Annotated in this window: 18 protein-coding genes; 11 read left to right on the top strand and 7 right to left on the bottom strand. The window is 47.7% G+C overall.

Annotated features, from left to right (window positions below; translation table 11 throughout):
- Positions 1-205: 205 nt before the first annotated feature.
- A complete protein-coding gene (gene metF, locus RH89_RS18565; RefSeq protein WP_004405358.1) occupies positions 206-1096 on the top strand; it encodes a methylenetetrahydrofolate reductase in 891 nt (296 codons plus the stop codon).
- A 70-nt stretch (positions 1097-1166) separates the two neighbouring features.
- On the opposite strand, the gene RH89_RS18560 is transcribed toward metF, so the two are convergent.
- The 3 genes from RH89_RS18560 to argE form a co-directional block, all read right to left on the bottom strand.
- Positions 1167-1706 carry a PadR family transcriptional regulator gene (locus tag RH89_RS18560; protein WP_022551979.1) on the bottom strand — a complete coding sequence of 180 codons (540 nt, stop codon included), beginning with the start codon at positions 1704-1706 and terminating at the stop codon, positions 1167-1169.
- A 393-nt stretch (positions 1707-2099) separates the two neighbouring features.
- Positions 2100-4733, bottom strand: a complete 2634-nt coding sequence (gene ppc, locus RH89_RS18555) for a phosphoenolpyruvate carboxylase (protein WP_004405356.1) — start codon at positions 4731-4733, stop codon at positions 2100-2102.
- Positions 4734-4996: 263 nt separating this feature from the next.
- Positions 4997-6133 (bottom strand): acetylornithine deacetylase, encoded by a 1137-nt coding sequence (argE, locus tag RH89_RS18550; RefSeq protein ID WP_004405354.1) that lies wholly within the window; start codon positions 6131-6133, stop codon positions 4997-4999.
- A gap of 156 nt (positions 6134-6289) precedes the next feature.
- Here argE and argC point away from each other — a divergent pair, with 156 nt between their 5' ends.
- The 5 genes from argC to RH89_RS18525 all read left to right on the top strand — a co-directional run bounded on the left by argC (position 6290) and on the right by RH89_RS18525 (position 13155).
- A complete protein-coding gene (gene argC, locus RH89_RS18545; protein ID WP_004405351.1) occupies positions 6290-7294 on the top strand; it encodes an N-acetyl-gamma-glutamyl-phosphate reductase in 1005 nt (334 codons plus the stop codon).
- Positions 7295-7305: 11 nt separating this feature from the next.
- Entirely contained in the window at positions 7306-8091 is a 786-nt protein-coding gene (gene argB / locus RH89_RS18540) for an acetylglutamate kinase (protein ID WP_004405350.1), read from the top strand.
- Between the two features lie 67 nt (positions 8092-8158).
- Complete coding sequence (locus RH89_RS18535; RefSeq protein WP_004405348.1) at positions 8159-9373, top strand: argininosuccinate synthase; 1215 nt, start codon at positions 8159-8161, stop codon at positions 9371-9373.
- A 112-nt stretch (positions 9374-9485) separates the two neighbouring features.
- Positions 9486-11360: an argininosuccinate lyase gene (gene argH, locus RH89_RS18530; RefSeq protein WP_004405346.1), complete on the top strand. Its 1875-nt coding sequence runs from the start codon at positions 9486-9488 to the stop codon at positions 11358-11360.
- Between the two features lie 328 nt (positions 11361-11688).
- On the top strand, positions 11689-13155 hold the full coding sequence (locus tag RH89_RS18525) for an alkaline phosphatase family protein (RefSeq protein ID WP_004405344.1): 1467 nt from the start codon (positions 11689-11691) through the stop codon (positions 13153-13155).
- 28 nt (positions 13156-13183) lie between these two features.
- On the opposite strand, the gene RH89_RS18520 is transcribed toward RH89_RS18525, so the two are convergent.
- The 3 genes from RH89_RS18520 to RH89_RS18510 all read right to left on the bottom strand — a co-directional run bounded on the left by RH89_RS18520 (position 13184) and on the right by RH89_RS18510 (position 16170).
- Positions 13184-13438: a DUF3624 domain-containing protein gene (locus tag RH89_RS18520; RefSeq protein ID WP_004405342.1), complete on the bottom strand. Its 255-nt coding sequence runs from the start codon at positions 13436-13438 to the stop codon at positions 13184-13186.
- 453 nt (positions 13439-13891) lie between these two features.
- Positions 13892-15343, bottom strand: coding sequence for a dihydrolipoyl dehydrogenase (locus RH89_RS18515; protein WP_004405339.1), 1452 nt, complete (start codon positions 15341-15343; stop codon positions 13892-13894).
- Between the two features lie 95 nt (positions 15344-15438).
- Complete coding sequence (locus RH89_RS18510) at positions 15439-16170, bottom strand: glutathione peroxidase (protein ID WP_004405337.1); 732 nt, start codon at positions 16168-16170, stop codon at positions 15439-15441.
- A 178-nt stretch (positions 16171-16348) separates the two neighbouring features.
- Here RH89_RS18510 and oxyR point away from each other — a divergent pair, with 178 nt between their 5' ends.
- Positions 16349-17230 (top strand): DNA-binding transcriptional regulator OxyR, encoded by an 882-nt coding sequence (gene oxyR, locus RH89_RS18505; protein WP_004405335.1) that lies wholly within the window; start codon positions 16349-16351, stop codon positions 17228-17230.
- A 55-nt stretch (positions 17231-17285) separates the two neighbouring features.
- On the opposite strand, the gene RH89_RS18500 is transcribed toward oxyR, so the two are convergent.
- Positions 17286-19784, bottom strand: a complete 2499-nt coding sequence (locus RH89_RS18500) for a penicillin-binding protein 1A (RefSeq protein ID WP_004405333.1) — start codon at positions 19782-19784, stop codon at positions 17286-17288.
- Positions 19785-19929: 145 nt separating this feature from the next.
- On the opposite strand from RH89_RS18500, the gene pilM reads away from it, so the two are divergent.
- The 4 genes from pilM to RH89_RS18480 are packed head-to-tail and all read left to right on the top strand — an operon-like array spanning position 19930 to position 22588.
- Positions 19930-20946, top strand: coding sequence for a type IV pilus assembly protein PilM (gene pilM, locus RH89_RS18495; RefSeq protein WP_004405331.1), 1017 nt, complete (start codon positions 19930-19932; stop codon positions 20944-20946).
- Positions 20939-21499 (top strand): PilN domain-containing protein, encoded by a 561-nt coding sequence (locus RH89_RS18490; protein WP_004405329.1) that lies wholly within the window; start codon positions 20939-20941, stop codon positions 21497-21499. Before pilM ends, RH89_RS18490 begins: the two co-directional genes overlap by 8 nt.
- Positions 21496-22083: a type IV pilus inner membrane component PilO gene (locus RH89_RS18485; RefSeq protein ID WP_004405328.1), complete on the top strand. Its 588-nt coding sequence runs from the start codon at positions 21496-21498 to the stop codon at positions 22081-22083. Before RH89_RS18490 ends, RH89_RS18485 begins: the two co-directional genes overlap by 4 nt.
- Positions 22076-22588, top strand: coding sequence for a pilus assembly protein PilP (locus RH89_RS18480; RefSeq protein WP_004405327.1), 513 nt, complete (start codon positions 22076-22078; stop codon positions 22586-22588). The genes RH89_RS18485 and RH89_RS18480 overlap by 8 nt, the downstream gene beginning before the upstream one ends.
- The last annotated feature ends 6 nt before the right edge of the window (positions 22589-22594 follow it).

Raw genomic sequence — 22594 nt, 5'->3', positions numbered from 1 at the left:
TAACGCCCTTTTTTTCTATTCCCAATCTCTTAAAAATGCCGTAATTTTTCATGTTGAAAAATGTTCAGCAGCATCATGAATAAAATTCATAGTGATCCAGTTGACATTAAATCGGATAAAAGACATTCTTTGGACATATAGACGTCTAAACGTCGTTACGGATTAAAAAAGAGTTTTTTTGTGGTGGTGCCACAGGGAGAGAAGCATGAGTTATACCCACGCCAGTCATATAGATGCTTTGAATCAGAACGTTGCTGAACTTTCTGATGACATCAACGTTTCCTTTGAGTTTTTTCCGCCTAGCAGTGAAAAGATGGAAGAGACCCTTTGGAACTCCGTTCACCGCCTGAAAACCCTTCAACCTAAGTTTGTGTCTGTAACTTATGGTGCAAACTCTGGTGAGCGAGACCGTACGCACTCCATCATTAAAGAGATCAAAGACCAGACTGGCCTGGTTGCTGCGCCGCACCTAACCTGTATTGACGCTTCTCGTGACGAACTGGTGAACATCGCGAACGATTACTGGAACAATGGAATTGAAAGCATTGTTGCGCTTCGTGGTGATATTCCACCGGGTGGCGGTGCGCCAGACATGTACGCATCAGATTTAGTTGAGCTGCTGAAATCTCAGCACGACTTCGACATCTCTGTAGCGGCATTCCCAGAAGTGCATCCAGAAGCGAAAAGTGCTCAGGCAGACTTGCTTAACCTGAAGCGCAAAGTAGACGCAGGCGCAAACCGTGCCATCACTCAGTTCTTTTTTGATGTAGAGAGCTACCTTCGCTTCCGCGATCGCTGTGTTGCAGCGGGCATTGATGTGGAAATCGTACCTGGGATATTGCCAGTGTCGAACTTTAAGCAAGCGTCTCGTTTTGCTGCCATCAACAACGTGAAAGTTCCTGGGTGGATGTCGAAGCAATTCGAAGGTTTGGATGACGATCCAACCACTCGTCAGTTAGTGGGTGCGAGTCAGGCGATTGATATGGTGCGTATCCTGAGTCGTGAAGGCGTGAAAGACTTCCACTTCTACACGCTGAACCGTGCAGAAATGACGTACGCGCTGTGCCACACCCTAGGCGTTCGCCCGCAGGGTTAATTGCTGCTCTATAGAAATAAAAAAAGGTTGGCGCATGCGCCAACCTTTGTTGTTTGTGAGAGGCGAGTAATTACGCCATCGCCTCAAGTTCAGCAAGCACTTCTTCAGCCCAGGTTACCCAAGTTTCACGTAGCAACAAGTTGCGACGCAAAGTCAGGCGCTCTAAACGAGCCTGCTTGTCCAAAGTACTTGGCGTTGCGTAGTAAACCGACTCAATTTCTTTGTAGTGGTTTACTAGCTGACGGGACTCTTCAATCAAACCAGTCAACTGTTCGATATAAGAAGTAGAAGGTTGTACGGAACATGCCATTAACTTGGCAGAGAACTCATCGCGAACGGTCGGGTGTGCAGTAGGTTGGTCAAACCACTCCCCAAGTGCTCGGCGTCCTTCTTCTGTTATCGAATAAACTTTCCTGTCTGGTTTGCCCTCTTGCGGCTCAAGCACGCAAGTCACAAGTTGGTTTTGAGCCATTTTATTTAGCTCGCGGTATACCTGTTGGTGACTCGCTTTCCAAAAATAGCCAATACTGTATGAGAACTCTTTAGTGATGTCGTATCCAGTTGCATCTCGAGTGCTTAAAACAGTAAGGATTACGTGCGGTAATGACATGTCTTCAATCCAATGGTCAATCAAACTGTAAAACTTGAACGCCAATTCACCGATTGTACTTCTACGGTACGTTTATGTTGTGTGAATTAGTGCTCATACCAATCTAAAGACAAATTTAGATGGCCCTGTCACCTTCTTAGCCTTATATCACCTAGAAAATGGCAGCTATTGAATATGAGACCTAAAAGATCAAATTCAATGCCATAGAGATGCTGCGGATAGTTATTAGAAATAGTTACAGCGATTAGATAGCTTATCAATAATAATAAGCATTAAGTAGAATAAAGAATATGATTGGTTGTAAAAACTGACAAAATTCTCAATAGTGTTTTGGTGCCATACAAAAAGCCGCATTTAGCGGCTTTTTGTCTCATTTGAAGAATAATGCACTGCCTAGCCGGTGTTGCGCATTCCTGCAGCAATACCAGCAATTGTGACCATTAATGCTTCTTCAAGCTCAGGTGACGGAGTTTCTGTCTGCCTTGTGCGGTATAGCAGTTCTGCTTGTAGCATATTCAACGGCTCTACATAGATGTTGCGAAGGCGTATAGATTCCAATCCCCATGGATCACTTTGCATCAAGTTTTCGTTATTCTCAACATTAAGAACAGCTTTAATATCTTTTTGCAATTGAGCTCTCAGTTTATCGCCTAAAGGCCACAATGATTCGTCTGTGAGCTTCTGATCGTAGAGGCGGGAAATCTCGATATTACATTTTGAGTACACCATTTCCAGCATGCCTAAGCGAGTCGAGAAGAATGGCCACTCGCGACACATAGCTTCCAATAGAGACTGATGCCCTTTATCTACTGAATACTGAATGGCTTCACCGGCACCCAGCCACGCAGGAAGAACAAGACGGTTCTGGCTCCATGAGAAAATCCACGGAATCGCGCGCAAGCTTTCTACGCCACCTTTAGGGTTACGCTTAGATGGGCGAGAACCCAGTGGCAGCATGCCCAGTTCCAGCTCTGGCGTCGCAGCACGGAAGTAAGGGACGAAGTCAGGTTCACCACGTACCACGCCTCGGTAAGCTTCACAGGAGACTTCTGACAGCACATCCATCAGATCGCGCCATTCTTGCTTCGGCTCTGGTGGCGGCAACAGGTTTGCTTCAAGAATTGCGCTGGCATACATGTTAAAGCTGTTTACTGCGACTTCTGGCAAGCCCAGCTTAAAGCGAATCATCTCACCCTGTTCCGTAACGCGTAAGCCGCCTTTAAGGCTCTTAGGTGGCTGAGACAGCAGTGCAGCGTGTGCAGGAGCACCACCACGACCCACTGTACCGCCACGTCCGTGGAAGAGAGTCAGCTCAATGCCTGCTTCTTCAGAAACCTTAACCAAGGCTTCCATGGCACGATATTGCGCCCAGCCTGCTGCCATTACACCAGCATCTTTGGCGGAATCGGAATAGCCAATCATCACCATTTGATGGTTCTGGATGAAGCCACGGTAAAGGTCGATACCCATTAGCTGGGTAATCACTGCTTCCGCGTTGTTCAGATCGTCCAGCGTTTCAAACAGAGGACATACGTCCATGCGGTAAGGACAGCCTGATTCTTGCAGAAGAAGATGCACAGCCAGAACGTCAGAAGCAGTTCTCGCCATTGAGATGACATAAGCACCGAATGCTTCACGTGGCTGGCTTGCCACGATACGACAGGTATCCAGTACTTCTTTAACGGGTTCTGAAGGTTCCCAGTCGCGTGGGAGAAGAGGACGCTTAGAGCTCAACTCTGCGGTTAGGAAGGCAACTTTGTCCTGCTCGCTCCACTGATCGTAATCTCCGATACCAAGATAACGAGTCAATTCAGACAGTACATCCGAGTGACGGGTACTTTCCTGTCGGATGTCAAGACGAACCAGATGAATACCAAACGCTTTGATTCGACGAAGTGTATCCAGCAGAGAGCCGTCAGCAATGACGCCCATGCCACACTCATGCAATGACTGGTAGCACGCGTGTAGAGGTTCCCAAAGCTGATCAACGGATTTAAGCGGCGCTTTGACTGCTAACTGCTCACCATTGATTTTTGCTTCAAGAATGTCACGAGTTTCAGTCAGCACATCGCGAATGCGTTTCAGAATGGCGCGGTAAGGTTCGTGTTGTCCTTCGCCTGCCAGTTCGCGTAGCGCATCGCTGCACTTGGTCATCGACAGTTCGCTGACCAGTTCATTGATGTCATTCAGGTAAAGGTCTGCCGCTTTCCAGCGAGAGAGCAGCATTACTTCACGTGTGATAGTGTGGGTAACAAACGGGTTGCCGTCTCGGTCACCACCCATCCAGGAAGAAAAGTGCACTGGGCGGGCATCAATTGGAAGCCCTTCGTCCAGATACCCTTCCAGCTTCTCGTCGAGTTCACGCAGAAAGTCAGGAACGCCTTGCCATAGAGAGTTCTCTACTACGGCAAAGCCCCATTTCGCTTCATCCAGAGGTGTAGGGCGTTGCTGACGAATAACGTCAGAATGCCATGCCTGAGCGATTAACTGCTCCAGACGGCGCTCAGTTTTCTGACGCTCTTTGTAAGAAAGGTCACTCAGTTCCAGTTTCGACAAGCATTCGTTGATCTTCACCAGCTTGTTGATCATAGTGCGGCGCGTGATTTCAGTTGGGTGCGCGGTCAGCACAAGCTCAATGTTTAAGTCACGAACGGCTTGTGCCGTGTCAAGCTTGCTGATGCTGTTCTGGCTGAGTTTTGAGAATAAGCTATTTAAAGCGTCTGGTTCACAGACGTGTTCCTCACAATGGCGAGAAATCGTGTGGTATTGCTCTGCCATGTTAGTGAGGTTAAGGAACTGATTGAATGCGCGGGCAACTGGTGTCAGTTGCTCATCAGGCAGACTTTCAATTTCTTTGATGAGGTTCTCTCTGTCTTCCTGACCACCAGCCATTGCTGATTTTGAGAGTTTACGAATGGTTTCGACTTTCTCTAGGATCGCTTCGCCATGTGCATCTTGAATGGTATTGCCAAGCAATCGACCTAACATGCTCACATTGCTTTTTAGCGCGGCATATTTTTCATTCATTGTGTCCCGCCTCGTAAATTTATTACATCCGTTGTTGTGTGTAAGGACACAATCTAGCGAAATTGTTTGGCGTGAGTCAAATAATCCGACACTGAAAGGGCTGATTTCGAGCAACTATTGATATTGCTCACTTTTGATACGGTCAATGTAACTGCATTGTGAAATTTTCTTTCAATTTTTGCTGAGGCTTGCTGCAATCAGGTTTAGGCGTGGTTAAAAAGGGAGCGAATAAGGTCGCTCCCATTAATAACTTTCTGAAATGTTTAGAAACAGTATTGATGAATGGCTTTGTCGAGAATCTTGATGGTTGGGTCGATAAATTCAAACGCCAGAAACTCATCAGGCTGGTGAGCCTGGTCAATGGAACCTGGACCTAACACTAGAGTCGGGCAGAGTTGTTGAAGAAATGGTGCTTCAGTGCAGTAATTCACGGTTTCGCTAGGCTGCTCGCAAATTTGCTCCATGCCTTCTATAAACGGATGTTCGTGATCGCACTCATAGCCCGGTATGGGTTCATGCAGTGGTTTAATTTCTATTCTGCCCGGCCATTTGGCTTCGACCTCTTTGAGCGCTTCTCGCAGCATATTGTCTAAGCCATCTAAGCTGATTCCCGGAAGAGGGCGAACATCGTAGTGCAGCTCGCAGCATCCACAAATTCGGTTGGCGCTGTCTCCACCATGAATGTGCCCAAGGTTTAAAGTTGGGTTGGGAATATCAAAACCAGGGTGATGGTACGCTTTAATCAGGTCATCGCGCAGCTTCATTAAAGCAAACAACACCTCATGCATGACTTCAATGGCGTTTACACCAAGTGCAGGGTTTGAAGAGTGACCCGAGTGACCCGTTACGCGAATGGCATTTGCGACGTGACCTTTGTGCGCACGAATCGGGACGAGACTGGTTGGTTCCCCAATGATGCAATAGTCCGGTTTGAAGGGAGCATCTTCGGTAAAGTGTCTTGCACCAAGCATGGTGGTTTCTTCGTCACAGGTTGCCAATACGTAAAGAGGTTTGGCTTGCTGGCTCCAGTCTGTCTTTTTTACTGCTTCTAATATAAAAGCAAAAAAACCTTTCATATCTGCTGTGCCCAAACCATAAAAGCGATCGTTGGCTTCGGTTAGTGCGTGTGGGTCGTAATTCCATCGCCCTTCATCGAAAGGAACGGTATCCGTATGCCCTGCTAGTAAAAGACCACCTTCTCCTTTCCCCATCTTGGCAATCAGGTTGTGTTTGCCTTTTTCTACCTCGACAACCTGGGTCTCAAACCCCAGATCTTCAAACCAGGTAGCCAGCTTGGCAATAACTTCACTGTTCCCTTCATCCCAACTTGGATCACTTGAGCTAATAGAAGAGGTGGAAATTAAGCCACCGTAGATATCGATAAAACCAGGTAATTGCATATTAACTTCACTTCCACTGTTGACAGATAAAGCTGAAAACGATAAAACACATATTAAATCACAATAAGTGAATAAAAACTCAAATTGAGCTAATAATCAAGTATGGATAGTCACTTTTAACAAAATGAAGTGACCCTCGAATTGGATGTGTTGCAGATGTTAAAAACCACGATCATTGGTGCCAGCGGATATACAGGGGCAGAACTTGCCTTAATGGTTGCCAAACACCCGAATCTCAAGCTATCAGGTTTGTATGTGTCCGCCAATAGTGTCGACGCAAATAAGCCTGTCTCAGAGCTACACAAAAAACTGACCGGTGTCGTGGATATGCCTGTAACACCTCTTACTGATATTGAGGCAGTGGCTAAAGACTCTGATGTCGTTTTTCTTGCTACCGCCCACGAAGTCAGCCACGACTTAGCGCCGACTTTGTTAGAACAAGGGTGCACCGTTTTTGATTTGTCCGGCGCATACCGTGTTCAGAAAGAAAATTTTTACCCGACTTTTTATGGCTTCGAGCACAGTAATCCAGAGTGGTTAGATAAAGCTGCTTACGGGCTAGCTGAATGGAATGAAGCCGATATCGCCGAAGCACAACTCGTTGCTGTTCCGGGTTGTTATCCAACGGCTTCCCAATTGGCTATTAAACCATTGCTGAATGCAGGATTAGTCGACACCAATCAATGGCCAGTGATTAACGCGACCAGCGGTGTATCTGGCGCAGGCAGAAAAGCGACAATGACCAATAGCTTCTGCGAAGTGTCCATGCAGGCTTATGGTGTATTTGCGCACCGTCACCAACCAGAAATTGCGTCTCACTTGGGTTGTGACGTCATCTTCACGCCACACCTTGGCAACTTTAAGCGTGGCATTCTGGCGACTATTACTATGAAGCTAAAAGCAGGTGTGACTGAGCAAGCCGTCGCTGACGCCTTCCACAATGCTTATGGCGACAAACCTGCAGTACGTTTATTCGGTGACAAGTTACCAGCGATTCAGCAAGTCGAAAACACGCCGTTTAACGACTTGGGCTGGAAGGTACAGGGCGAGCACGTCATTGTGGTTTCAGCAATAGATAACCTTTTGAAAGGCGCATCCAGTCAGGCAATGCAATGCCTTAACCTGCGTTTTGGCTATGAGCCACTGACAGCACTGATATAAGGAATTTGATGATGAGTACACAAAATCCACTTGTCGTGAAACTGGGCGGAGCCGCATTAGAGTGCAGCGAAACGCTGGGAAAATTGTTTGGTGCCATCAAGGATTATCAGCAGTCAGCGCAGCGAGCGATTGTAATAGTTCATGGCGGCGGCTATCTGGTGGACGATCTGATGGGCAAACTCCAGTTGGAAACCGTGAAAAAAGACGGACTGCGTGTCACTCCTTACGACCAGATTCCTGTTATCGCCGGTGCTTTAGCTGGTACTGCCAATAAATTGCTGCAAGGCGAAGCCATTAAATCGGGCGTAAAAGCCGTTGGCTTAAGCTTGGCGGATGGCGGGTTGTGTGACGTAACAGAGCTGGACCCAGAACTGGGCGCGGTAGGGAATGCCACACCGGGCAACCCAGAGGTTTTGCAAGCCGTCATGAATACGGGTGCGATTGCCATCATCAGTTCCATTGGCATGACCAATGAAGGTCAGCTCATGAACGTGAATGCCGACCAAGCTGCCGTTGCTGTTGCTGGTGCTTTGGATGCTGAAGTGGTTCTGCTTTCAGACGTGAGTGGTGTGCTGGATGGCAAAGGACATCTACTGAGCAGCTTGGATAAAACCGAAGCGGAGCAGTTAATTGAAGGCAAAGTTATTACCGACGGCATGATTGTAAAAGTGCATGCGGCGCTGCAAGCAGCAAACGACTTAGGGCGTCCAATCCAGGTAGCCACGTGGCGCTACCCTGAAAAACTCACCGAATTATTTGCGGGCATCAACATTGGTACCCAGTTTCTACCCGAATAAAACGAATATTGTATGACCTTTTGGGCGCTGACCGCCAAGTGCAGACCCAGGGATTAGGAGAAGTAAAATGAGCAAAGTAAACGTAAATAAAGTAGTTGTAGCGTACTCTGGCGGTCTGGACACGTCAGTGATCATTCCATGGTTGAAAGAAAACTATGACTGTGAAGTTGTAGCATTCGTTGCGGATGTCGGTCAGGGCGAAGAAGAGCTGGAAGGCATCGAAGAGAAAGCTAAAGCGTCTGGTGCATCTGAATGTTACATCGCTGACCTGAAAGAAGAGATGGTCGCTGACTACATCTACCCGACACTGAAAACGGGTGCGCTGTACGAAGGCAAATACCTGTTGGGTACGTCTATGGCACGTCCAATCATTGCTAAAGCTCAGGTTGAGGTGGCACGTAAAGTGGGCGCAGATGCTTTGTGTCACGGCTGTACGGGTAAAGGTAACGATCAGGTGCGTTTTGAAGGTGCGTTTGCAGCACTTGCACCGGATCTTCATGTGATTGCGCCATGGCGTGAGTGGGATTTGGTAAGTCGTGAAGAGTGTCTGGATTATCTGGCAGAGCGCAACATCCCATGTACTGCTTCTCTGACCAAGATTTATTCTCGTGATGCCAACGCGTGGCACATCTCAACTGAAGGTGGCGTTCTTGAAGACACGTGGAATGCACCAAACGAAGATTGCTGGGTATGGACGGTAGACCCAGAGCAAGCACCAAACGAATCTGAAAGCGTGACGCTGAAAGTGGAAAAAGGCGCGGTAGTTGCCGTTGACGGTGAAGCGATGACGCCATACAACGCGTTGGTTTACCTGAATGAAAAAGGTGCTAAGCATGGTGTCGGTCGTATCGATATCGTAGAAAACCGTCTGGTTGGTATGAAATCGCGTGGTTGTTACGAAACTCCGGGCGGCACCATCATCATGGAAGCGCTGCGTGCCGTTGAACAACTGGTGCTAGACAAAGCCTCTTATGAATTCCGTGAAGAGCTAGGTTTGAAGGCTTCTCATCTTGTTTACGATGGTCGCTGGTTCACACCACTATGTAAGTCCCTTCTTGCAGCAACAGAAGAGTTGGCTCAAGATGTGAACGGCGAAGTGGTGATCAAGCTGTACAAAGGTCAGGCAACGGTGACTCAGAAGCGTTCAGACAACAGCTTGTATTCGGAAGAATTTGCGACATTCGGTGAAGACGAAGTGTACGACCAAAGCCACGCAGGCGGATTCATTCGTCTGTATTCTCTGGCGAGTCGTATCCGTGCACTGAATGAAAACAAAAAATAATCGAGCACCACTTTTTCACAGTATTTAGGGTCAACAGACCCTACTTTTAAGCTAATTACACGCAGCAATGCGGCTCTGAGAACACTCAGAGCCACAACTCAGGAGAGACGCCATGGCATTATGGGGCGGGAGATTTACCCAAGCAGCAGACACCAGATTCAAACAATTCAATGACTCCTTGCGATTCGATTACCGATTGGCGGAGCAAGACATTGTTGGATCCATTGCTTGGTCCAAAGCACTGCTTTCCGTTGGCGTCCTTTCTGAAGGCGAACAGCAGAAATTAGAGCTGGCTCTGAATGAGTTGAAGCTGGAAGTCATGGAAAACCCAGAGAAGATCTTGCGCTCTGATGCCGAAGACATTCACAGCTGGGTTGAACAGCAGTTGATTGGAAAAGTAGGTGACTTGGGTAAGAAACTGCACACAGGGCGTTCTCGTAACGACCAAGTGGCAACGGATCTTAAGCTTTGGTGCCGCCAGCAAGGTCATCAACTTTTGATGGCGCTGGATCGTTTGCAAGGTCAAATGGTCGAAGTGGCGAAAGAGCATCAGGGCACCGTACTTCCTGGTTATACGCACCTTCAGCGTGCACAACCTGTGACCTTTGCTCACTGGTGCCTTGCGTACGTCGAAATGTTCGAGCGTGATTATTCTCGCCTGTCTGATGCCATTAAGCGTTTGGATACTTGCCCGTTGGGTTCAGGTGCTTTAGCAGGAACCGCTTACCCAATGGATCGTGAAAAACTGGCTCACAGCTTAGGTTTTCGCCGTGCGACCAGAAACAGCCTAGATTCTGTATCTGATCGCGACCACGTGATGGAGCTAATGTCTGTTGCGTCCATTTCTATGCTGCACCTTTCCCGTCTGGCAGAAGACATGATCTTCTACAACTCGGGTGAATCGAATTTCATTGAGTTAGCAGACACCGTGACTTCCGGTTCCTCTCTGATGCCGCAAAAGAAAAACCCGGATGCACTTGAATTGATCCGTGGTAAATGTGGTCGTGTATACGGCTCCATGGCGGGCATGATGATGACCGTGAAAGCCCTTCCGCTGGCTTACAACAAAGACATGCAGGAAGACAAAGAAGGCTTATTCGACGCGTTAGACACCTGGAATGAGTGTATGGAAATGGCAGCACTGTGTTTCGACGGCATCAAAGTAAACGGCGAGCGCACACTGGAAGCAGCAAAACAAGGTTATGCCAATTCAACAGAGCTTGCGGATTATCTGGTTGCGAAAGACATCCCGTTCCGTGAGGCGCACCATATTGTCGGTGTAGCTGTGGTTGCAGCCATTGCCAAAGGGTGTGCGTTGGAAGAGCTGTCTATTTCTGAGCTCAAAGAATTCTCCGAGGTCATTGAAGAGGATGTCTATGACATTCTTACTATCGAATCTTGCCTTGAAAAGCGCTCCGCTTTGGGTGGTGTCTCTCCAACTCAGGTGGCTTATGCCGTGGATCAGGCGCAGCAGCGTTTGTCTCAGCGCGACGCTTCTGGAGTGAAAGTACGTGCGGCGCGTCTGACTGACATCGATGCGTTAGACGGCATGGTGGCTTACTGGGCTGGGTTGGGTGAAAACTTGCCACGTAACCGAAATGAACTGGTCAGAGATATCGGTTCGTTTGCGGTAGCCGAGCATCAGGGCGAAGTCACCGGTTGTGGATCACTTTATGTTTATGATTCCGGGCTGGCAGAAATTCGCACTCTTGGTGTAGAAGCTGGCTGGCAAGGTCAGGGACAGGGCAGTGCTATTGTGGCTCACTTAGTTGAAAAAGCGCGTCAGATGGCAATCAAGAAAGTTTTTGTTCTGACTCGTGTGCCTGAATTCTTCATGAAGTACAACTTCATTCCGACGTCCAAATCTCTGCTTCCAGAGAAAGTACTGAAGGATTGTGATCAATGCCCAAGAACGCATGCCTGTGATGAAGTTGCACTAGAGATCAACCTTGCAGAACAAGTGATCACTAAGGCAAGTGTTGCATAACTTTGTGATTGGCAACGGTTTTTGAATCAGCTCAGATCTTTTTAAAGAAAATTGATCTTTTTTGGGAACTTATTGAGAGAAAGCGCGGTCATATTTGTACCACTGCTTTTTCTTAGATGAATCTAAGAAAGCCCCTAACCAAATTTGGTTTAGGGGCTTTTTCTTTTTCTGTTCCAGCTCAATCTCAAAATCATCCTACTTTTAATGATTTGTTATAACATTGCATTTTCATGAAACTTTCATGAAACATTCACCAGTTTGATACCTACGCGTTCTTTTCGGAATTTAAAGTTAGCCCGTTACTAATCATAGACTTCGGAGACTTCCCGTGAAAGGACTTCAAATCTCACTGCTGGCAGCAAGCTTAATCGCTGCGGGCACGACATACGCTAATGTTCCTCAGCAATCAGATTCTTGGTACAAGGAAGCTAAAAGCGCCATTGCCGCTGCGAAAGAGCGTAAACCCATTGATGGACCAGCCAAAAACGTCATCCTGTTTGTAGGGGATGGCATGAGTGTCGGCACAATCACTGCGGCGCGCATCTATGCTGGTCAGCAACAAGGTGAAAAGGGTGAAGAGTACGTTCTGGCTATGGAGCGACTGCCACATACAGCGCTATCCAAAACCTACAATACGGACATGCAAACTCCTGACTCGGCGGGTACAGCAACAGCCATGGTATCCGGGGTGAAAACCAAAGCCGGTATCATCAATGTGAATGACAATGTGCAGCGCGGTTTCTGTAACACCCAGAAAGGCAATGAAGTGAAAACAGCGTTCCAGATGGCAGCGGAAAAAGGGTTGTCGCTGGGGGTTGTATCTACTGCGCGTTTAACGCACGCCACACCTGCTACCACTTACGCTCACAGCGCAGATCGCAACTGGGAGAACGACGGAAAGCTGACCAACATTGCCAAAGACACCGGGTGTACAGACATCGCTCATCAGTTCGTTAACTTTGGTTACGGTGATGGGTTCCAGGTGGCATTTGGTGGCGGTCGTCGAGAATTCATACCTAACACCATGACGGATCCAGAAGGTAAAAAAGGTAAGCGTAAAGATGGTCGTAACTTGGTTGATGAGTGGCAACAGCGCTACCCAGAAGGTAACTACGTTTATGATCGCACAGGATTCGATAAGCTGAGCGGTAACACCCAGCGTGCTTTCGGGTTGTTTGAGAGCAGTCACATGCAGTACGAAGCGGATCGTGTCAAAGAAAACAAAGAGCCTTCACTGGCAGAAATGACATCGAAAGCGATCGAGATTCTGAAAAACAATAACAAGGGCTACTTGTTGATGGTGGAGTCTGGACGAATTGACCATGCCCACCACGCAGGTAATGCAGCTCGTGCTTTGGAAGATACGGTGGAATATGACCGTGCTATCAAAGCGGCACTGGAAATGACAGATCCGAAAGATACCTTGATCATTGTGACCGCTGACCACGCTCACACATTGATTTCTAACGGTTATGCCGAGCGCGGCAACCCAATCCTTGGCTTGTCCCGTTCTAAAGGTAAGCTCAACAAAGACGAATTTGGTAAGAACTACACCACACTGGCTTATGGTAATGGACCGGGTGCAGTGGAAGGTGGTCGAACCGATTTGACAGAAAAAGACGTACAAAAGTTAGGCTACTTACAACAGGCGCTGGTGAAGTTGAGTTCTGAAACGCACTCTGGTGAAGACGTGGCTATTTTTGCTCGCGGACCGCAAGCCTGGCTATTCCAGGGAGTGGTTGAGCAAAATTACATTTACCACGTGATTGATGAAGCTTTGAAGCTGACAAAATAGAAATCAGTCAAAATGAAAACCGCGCTATTTAGCGCGGTTTTTTACTGCGTTCCTGCCAAGGGAAGATCACAAATCTCATCCACAAATGCAATGCAAGCAAGAAGTTAAAGGCGAATCCCGCCATGATCAACGAGAGCGACTCAATGCTTTTTGGGGATTCTCTGAATGCAACCCACCAGATAATCCAGCATATAACCGATAGAACGGCAAGCTGATCCAGGCATCGCTGGCAACGACCGATTTTTTTCCAGAACCAGTGTTCCTGACATGACTGACAAGCCATAAATTGCCATTTTTTACTAAACAAATCCTGTAATTAGTATAGCTAATCGTATGGTATATCGAAGAGATGAAAGTCGATATTTAGATGAAATTAATGTGAAAAGCCCCTGACTCTGGAGAAAAAAGTCAGGGGAAAAGGGGACTTAGAGTAGGGTCTGTTGACCTTTCGCGGTTAAATTTTGTTCGAGTTCTATGTGTTTTAATCGCGGCGCAAGGTCTTTAGCTTAGTCATTCTAAGCAAATACCTTGCAACAAAGAGTAAAGCACATAGAAACGAACCCTTCGGGCAGCATTTGTGGCTCCTTTCTACTGTGTTACCGCTTATTGATGTAGAGGGACTACACCGAATAAGCGTTGCCTTGTATAAAGAATCCACAAATCGCTGCAAAAATCAGCTCGAAAGGTCAACAGACCCTTAGTTATTATTGTAATCGCTAGTATCGGAAATAGAGTCTTAACAGCCTGGACCGCAATCCAGACAGTGCTTAATCATCTCAGGACCCAGATGCAACTTGGCGTTCAGGTCACGTAGCGCGGTACGAACCCCTTCTTCAATGACCGGATGATAGAAAGGCATGTCCAGCATGTCAGAAATAGTCATCTTGTTTTGATGTGCCCAAGCCAGCAGGTGTGCCAGATGTTCAGCATTCGGACCGATCATTTCAGCGCCTAGGAAGCGACCAGTACCTTGCTCACCGTACACATGCAGAACGCCCTTATTGCGGAGCATAACGCGGGAACGACCTTGATTTTCAAACGACACTTCACCCGTCGCAAAACATCCGCAATCGCCCAAGCGCTTGGTAATCTGGCTGTATGTTTCGCCTACCATCGCAATTTGAGGGTCAGAGAACACAGCAGAGATCGCGGAGCGACGAAGACCAGCACGAATATCTGGGAATCGACCTGCGTTATCACCTGCAATACGACCCTGATCCGCCGCTTCATGAAGCAGTGGGATCTGATTGCTTGCGTCGCCAGCAATGAAAATATTTTCTGCAGAAGTTTGTAGGGTGTAGTGATCCGCTTTAGGTACGCCGCGATCATCCAGTTCAACCGAAGTATTTTGCAGATCCAACTTATCGACATTCGGGCGACGTCCCGTTGCAGCAAGCACGTAATCCGCTTTGAACGTTTCCAGATCCCCATCGTGATTTATGAACTGGATCTCGACATGGTCATCCACGCGTTTCATGCTTTCGACTTTGACATCGGCATCCAGATAGAACTCTTCGCTGAAAGCCTTATTTGCATACGCCATTACTTCTGGATCGGTCAACGGCCCTACTTGTCCACCCAGACCAAATAGCTTCACATCCACACCTAATCGATGCAGAGACTGGCCCAGTTCCAGTCCAATGACGCCCGGTCCGAAAACCGCAACGGAGCCTGGCAGATCATCCCAGTCAAATACGTCATCGTTAACGATCAGTCGATCGCCAAGTTCATTCCAGACTGGTGGATAAGCTGGACGAGAACCGGTTGCGATGACAATACGCTGAGCTTTAATTTCTGTGTGATCATCGACGATCAGAGTGTTGTCATCGGAGAACTTAGCGTAGCCTGCAATTTTGTCTTCGGCAGGGATTTCGTCTACCCCTTCAAGTACAAACCCAACAAAGCGATCGCGTTCGCGCTTTACCCGATCCATCACTTCACGACCATTGATCACAATCTCACCTTGAGGGTGAATACCAAAGCCCGGGGCTTTTTCGATCTGATGAACACTTTCTGCAGCAGCAATGAGCAATTTAGATGGCATACAACCTACGCGAGCACAGGTTGTGCCATAAAGACCGCCTTCAATCATAACGACACTGTTAGTGTGTGCTTTCGCCGTACGATAAGCGCCAAGCCCCGCTGTGCCGCCGCCAATGATTGCTACATCAACATTCAATTGTTTCATAATGGGTTCTCGTATTGTTTGGGTCGGGTATCGAAATAAAAGCCCGGAAAATCCGGGCTTAAACTAGGTAAATTGCTTAAACACGTAGTGAGTACTTATTTAAGTAGGAAGCTCTCTAGTTCTTCACTGCCACCGATATGCTTACCACCGATAAACACTTGAGGAACAGTCGCACGTCCAGAAATGGCACGCAGGCTAACCGTGGTTGCGTCTTTACCCAGAATCACTTCTTCATACTGAAGACCGTTATCAATCAGATTTTGTTTCGCCTTCGCACAGAAAGGGCAACCTGGTTTAGTGAATACCGTGATGGATTCCTGTGTTTTGTAGTTCGGTGCAATGTAGTTCAGCATGGTATCGGCGTCCGATACTTTGAATGGGTCGCCTGGCTCGTTTGGTTCGATGAACATTTTTTCTACAACGCCGTTTTTCACCAGCATGCTGTAGCGCCACGAACGCTTACCGAAACCAAGGTCATTTTTGTCTACAAGCATGCCCATGCCGTCAGTAAACTCACCATTTCCATCTGGGATGAAAGAAATGTGCTCTGCTTCCTGGTCTTCTTTCCATGCGTTCATAACGAAAGTGTCGTTTACCGACAGACACAAAATCTCGTCTACACCGTGTTCTCTGAACACAGGGAACAGTTCGTTGTAGCGAGGTAAATGGCTGGATGAACAAGTCGGTGTAAACGCACCTGGCAGGCTAAACACGATGACCGTTTTATCTTTGAAAAGCTCATCTGTTGTAACATTTACCCAAGCATCGCCTTTGCGAGTTGGAAAAGTGACCTGTGGTACAGTTTGACCTTCTTTTGGTGCGAACATGTTGGTTTCCTCTATGGATTTTTGAATTCTTACTGTGAGCCGACTTTAATCAGCGTAGTTGGCCTTTGTTCGTTCAGCCTGTTTCGTTTTGTTGAGTCCATTATTTAACGATCGTGTTGATAGTTCTAATCGTTTATTGTTATGGTATTGATAGATATTTTCTATTTAGGGTGGAAAAATGAATATTCGTGATTTCGAGTACCTGGTCGCTTTGGCTGAACACAAACATTTTCGTAAAGCTGCGGAAGCGTGTTTTGTGAGTCAGCCTACGTTAAGTGGCCAGATCCGAAAGCTGGAAGATGAACTGGGCACGGCTCTTTTAGAGCGCAGCAGTCGAAGAGTCCTGTTTACGGAAGCAGGCTTACAGCTCGTCGAGCAGGCAAAGAGGATACTCGGTGAGGTAAAGGTATTCACGGATATGGCCACCCTGCAAGGCAAAGAGATGAGCGGACCGCTGCACATTGGATTCATTCCAACAGTCGGGCCTTACCTTCTGCCAAAAATCATCCCAAATCTCAAAGAACAGTTTCCGGACTTAGAGTTATTTCTGCATGAAGCCCAGACTCATCAGTTGGTACGCCAGCTTGAAGAGGGACGATTAGACTGTTTGGTACTGGCTTCCGTTGCCGAAACCGCCCCTTTTAAAGAACTCGCTTTATACGATGAGCCGATGAGTGTTGCGGTGCCTTGTGACCATGAATGGGCAGAGCGAGATGAAATCGATATGCTGGAACTCAACGGCAAAACTGTGCTTGCACTGGGGGATGGACACTGCTTAAGAGATCAGGCGCTGGGATTCTGTTTTGCTGCTGGTGCCAGAGACGATGAAAGATTTAAAGCGACCAGCCTTGAAACGCTAAGAAACATGGTAGCGGCAGGAGGAGGAATCACTTTGTTGCCAGAGTTGTCAGTGCCTTCTGAAAAGAAACGCGATGGCGTTTGCTATGTGCGCGCTAGCAATCCGCAGCCCAGCCGAAAGATAGTGTTGGTGTATCGCCCCGGGTCACCGCTACGCAACCGCTTTGAGCAACTGGCAGGCAGTATTGCAGAGCTGGTGTAGATGAAAAGACATTAAAAAAGGCGCGTAAGCGCCTTTTTAATTCGAATGGAATGGATTAGAACAGCTCTTCACCATCTTCACTGTAAATGGCTTCGCTGATTGGGTCGTGCGCGTATTCACGTGGCTCTGTACCCCGGCGGAAGTATTCAAACATGGTTGAACTGTCCGATTTGTTTGTCAGCATGCCAGATTCACGATCAACCCGAGTTCGAATAATACTTGGTGGCAGCTTCTTCCTTTCAACTGGAATGTCTTCCAGTGCCACTTTCATAAATTCAATCCACGCAGGTTGAGCGGTTTTCGCTCCCGATTCAGCCCCAGTGATCTGGTCTTTACCCAAGTTCGGGTTAGCGACACTGCGCCCCAGTTCGCGCTGGTGGTTATCAAACCCAACCCAGGCAACCGCAACCATACCCGGCGCATAACCGTTATACCAAGTGTCTTTAGAGTCGTTAGTGGTACCAGTTTTACCCCCGATATCACGACGCCCCAGCTTTTGTGCACGCCAACCTGTGCCGTTCCAGCCTGTACCCTGACGCCAGTTACCGCCACCCCATACGTTGCTATACAACATTTCGCGCATTAGGAAAGCGGTTTGCTCTGAAATAACCTGAGGTGCGTAAGGTGAATCAACGTCTTGCTCATTGAATTCATTCTCCGTTTTTGCCTGCTGACAATCGGAGTGGCAGACCACCTTCGGAGTGGCTTCAAAAATCGGGTTACCAAACGCATCTTCAACCTTAGCAATGTAATACGGGTCAACGAAGTAACCGCCGTTTGCAAATACCGAGAAGCCCTGAGCAACTTTTACGGGAGTCAAACTGCCCGCACCCAGTGCGATGGTCTCAGAACGCGGAAGCTGGTCTTTTTCAAACCCAAAACGGGTGAGGTAATCAATGGTGTTATCGAGACCCACTCTTCTTAATACGCGCACGGCCATGACGTTTTTAGACTGCGCTAAACCAATTCGAAGACGAGTCGGACCGGTGTATGTAGGCGGAGAGTTCTTTGGTCGCCACGCCGTGCCCTGGCTTTTATCCCACTGATTGATTGGCGCATCATTGACCAGACTCGCCAGCGTCAGACCCTGATCGATAGCAGCAGAATAGATGAAAGGCTTAATACTGGAGCCGACCTGACGCACGGACTGAGTTGCGCGGTTAAATTTGCTATGGACAAAGTTAAATCCACCCACCAGCGAGAGGACTGCACCGTCATTCGGGCTCATGGCAACAAATGCTGTGTTTGCGTCTGGCACCTGAGCCAGCTTCCATGTCGACTGTTGCTCTAGCTGCTCATCCGTAGCAGGAAGAGAGATTTTACGTACCCAGATTTGCTCGCCAGCAGTCATAATGTCTGAAGCTTTCTTTGGTGCCGCGCCCTGACGGTTGTCGCTTCTGAATGAGCGCGCCCATTTCATGGCATCCCAGTCCAAAGAAGCGTAGTTCTGATTTTTGATGTATACCTTTGCCGACTTTTCACCCACTTCAGTCACGATTGCCGGAATCAGCTTACCGTAAGTAGGCACCGTTCTAAGCTGCTTGCGCATGTTGTCTTCGGTCCAAGGCACTTCACCGGATTCCCACAACACTTTTTCTGCGCCGCGATAGCCATGGCGCTCATCGTAACCAAGCAGGTTATTGATCGCCGCCTCATTGGCCGCCTGCTGAAGCTTGGAATTAACAGTTAAGTAGATACGAATTCCAGAGGTATAAGCATCTTCACCGTAGTTTTCCAGAGCCCAGGCACGCGCAATTTCTGCTGCATAAGGCGCGCTAAGCTGGATTTCAGCACCGTGATACTTGGCGACAATCGTTTCTGCACGAGCGTTATCATACTGTTCTCTGGTGATGTACTTTTCTTCCAGCATACGCATCAGCACAACGTTACGACGTTTGGTCGCACGTTCCAGTGAACGGATAGGGTTAATGCTGGATGGTGCTTTAGGCATACCGGCCAATGTCGCCAGTTCACTCAAACTGAGTTCATTCAATTCTTTACCAAAATACACCTGCGCCGCCGCTCCGAAGCCGTAAGAGCGGTAACCAAGGAAGATTTTGTTGATGTAAAGTTCGAGAATTTCTTCTTTTGTCAGAAGCTGCTCAATGTGGATTGCGATAAAAATCTCTTTGATTTTTCGCATGATCTTCTTTTCATTGGTCAGAAAGAAGTTTCTTGCCAACTGCTGAGTAATGGTACTCGCCCCTTGTTTTGCTGAGCCAGTGGTGGCTACAACAATGGCTGCACGCACAATACCAATAGGGTCAATACCCGGGTGATCATAAAAGCGGCTGTCTTCGGTCGCGATAAGTGCATCAATGAGCTCTTGAGGAATGTCATCATGAGCAACAGGAACACGGCGTTTTTCGCCAAATTGTGAGATCAGCTTTCCATCTTCACTGAAAACTTGCATCGGTGTTTGCAGCTCTACATCTTTCAACGTTGCCACATCGGGGAGTTCGGGCTTTACGTAAAAGTAAAATCCAATAATTGTGGTCACTCCCAAAATGGTGCAAACCAATGAAAATATTAACAAATGCTTTATGAACTTCACCGGAGAATCCCTGTTTAGTTTGGCTATCTAGTTACATATCTATTGCTACTGCGATAAAACGTCAGGATTATTTTTTGGATATGTATTAATCAACTCGTTTTTTCCAACTTGCCGAGTGTAACACTCTTTGAGGAGCCAAATCGCCATGGGTAGATCTTTAGTAGTTGGCATCGATTTCGGTCATCACAGTATCAAAGCTGTCGCCATGAAACCCATTGGCGAGCTAATGCAACTTGTTGGTTATAATGAGCTTACTGTACCCGAAGATATTTTCTCTGAAAACCATACGCTCGATTATCAGAAGATTGTAAAGAAACTCAAAGAACTTAAAAAGGGCTTGCCTCTTTTTAGTCAACAAGTCGCAGTTTCCGTACCAGACAAGGCTGTTATCAGCAAAGTTCTGCAAATTGAACAGGATATGGATGGCAGAGAACAAGAGTTTGCCGTTCATCAGGCTTTTGGTCAGCAGTCTCCCATTCCACTGGAAGAGCTGAGTTTAGACTTCTTCGAAGTGGACCAAAAAGTCACCACGCGCAGCACCACATCTACCTTTCAGGTTTATGCTACTCGTAAAGAAGTGGTCGATTCGCGAGTTGCGGCATTAACGAAGGCTGGGTTAAAACCGTTGACGGTTGATGTACACGCTAACAGCCTGCTAAAAGTCTGGCGTCTTGCCAGCCAGGTTCATCCGGAACGCCGACAATGGATGCTGGTGGATATTGGATTGAATCAAACGTCTTTATGCACGGTTGCCGCGGGAAGAACCCCTTTCTATAAAGAAGTGCCTTTCGGTACCCAGAATGTGGCTCAGTCACAAGAAGTTTCTGAATCCATCTCTTTAAGCAGCGACTCTCTTACACAAGGGTTTGTCAGAGAGTTAGGCGAAAAGCTTCAGCGCCACATTAGCCTTTATAACTCCGTTAATCCTCAGCAAAACGTAGACGGAATCTGGCTCAGTGGTGGCGGTGCCAATCTGGTTGGTATTGCGGACATGCTGAGCAGCGAGCTTTCCCTTGAAGTGGCACAGTTGAACCCGTTTGGTTTAGTGGAAAACGGCACTAAGAAGTCGATAAAGCAGTTGTCTGATTCTGCCGCGTATGGTGTGGCCATGGGGCTGGCGATCAGTGGAGTAGAATGGCTGAAAGGAAATCACCATGCATAGCGTTAACTTACTGCCCTGGCGTGATGAAATGCGCGCCAGATACCGCCGCCAGTTTTTTTCCTATCTGGCTGCCGCGATACTCGCCGCAGTCGGGGTGCAGTGGGGCGTTGGCGTTTATTTCTCGCAGCAAATGAGTGTTCAGGAAGAACGCAATGCTGAGCTGACTCGTCACATCTCCTACTTAGACCAGCAACTACGCGGTTTGAGTGAGGTTCGTGATCAGCACGAGTCTATTCTTACCCGACTGCGCTCGGTCGAGGCGCTTCAAATCAAGCGCAACAAAACCACGGATTTCATGTCCCACCTGCCAGATACCATTCCACCGGGTGTTTACGTCGACAAAATTGAAATGAACGATTTTGAAGTTGAAGTGAATGGCATCAGTGACAGCACAGCCAATATCACCACAATGCTCGACAGTATGGAGCGCTCCGCCAAGCTGGCAGATGTGGAAATGCACTCCATTGTTTCGGGTAAGAAGTTGTTTGGCAAAGTATTTAAAACCTTCAAAGTATCCTTCATTTTTGCGCCTATCAAGGAAGAAAAATCATGATCGATTGGCAAGAACTTGATTTCGAAGACTTACCGGAATGGCCGCTTGTTGCACAGATTTTAGTGCTGGCACTGTTGTTTCTGATTCTTCAAGGAGTGGGCAGCTGGTTTTATCTCTCTCCCATGAAAGCGGATCTTGAGCAGCTTAAGCAGAAAGAGCAGACACTCAAAAGCACCCTGATTATCAAAACCAATAAGGTAGCGGCACTGCCAAAATTGCAGGAGCAGTTGGATGAACTCAATAGCCGTTATGACTATCTGTTAAAACAGCTTCCTGAACAGAAAGAGTTGGCAAGCATGCTGGCTTCTGTAAACGAGCTGGGTATTCAGCACGGTTTGACGTTTACCCGTATCGATTGGGGTAAGAAGCAGAATCAGGAGTTTCTTTATCGTCTGCCTTTGAATATTGAACTCACCGGAACTTACGAAAACATTGGTAAGTTCTCAGCGGCCATTGCCAACCTACCGCGGATCATAAACTTCGACGATGTCGACTGGCAGCGGGTCAGTCAGGAAAGCAGCACCCTTCACTTCAGGGTAAGGGCGTACACCTATCAGTTCAAACCGGAGGTGACCGATGAATAAAGCACTATTGGGAATCATGGTAGTGGTGGCTTTATCCGGATGTCGCGCCAATCAGGAGCCGCTGCAGGATTTCATCTTAAAAACGCAGCAAAGTGCTTCAACACAAGTATCAAAGCTGCAGGCAGAACAAACTTTTAAGGCTAGTGAGTTCAACCCGTTGGCGACACGGGCACCGTTTGCGTTGCCTAAGATTGCGGTCGTTCAGACTCAGCCTTCACTGGTTAAAGATTGCTGGCAGCCCTCTTCACGACGCAAAAACGGCAAGTTGGAACGCTTTGCGCTCACTCAGCTTCAACTGAAAGGCGTAATGGGAAGTGGAAACTCTGTTTCGGGCATCATTCAGGTGCCTACCGGTCAGGTCGTCAAAGTGAAGAAAGGACACTACCTCGGGCTGAACAACGGCAAGATCATCAAGATAACACCTAAGCATCTCACCATTCAGGAAACCTTGCCTGATGGGTTGGGGTGCTGGCAGCAGCGTAACGTTAAGCTCGCGTTGAAATAGATTTTA

The organism is Vibrio nigripulchritudo ATCC 27043 (assembly GCF_000222685.1).
Lineage (GTDB): Bacteria > Pseudomonadota > Gammaproteobacteria > Enterobacterales > Vibrionaceae > Vibrio > Vibrio nigripulchritudo.
Note: the sequence above shows the minus strand (reverse complement) of the source record. Positions and strands in the feature narration are given on the sequence as shown.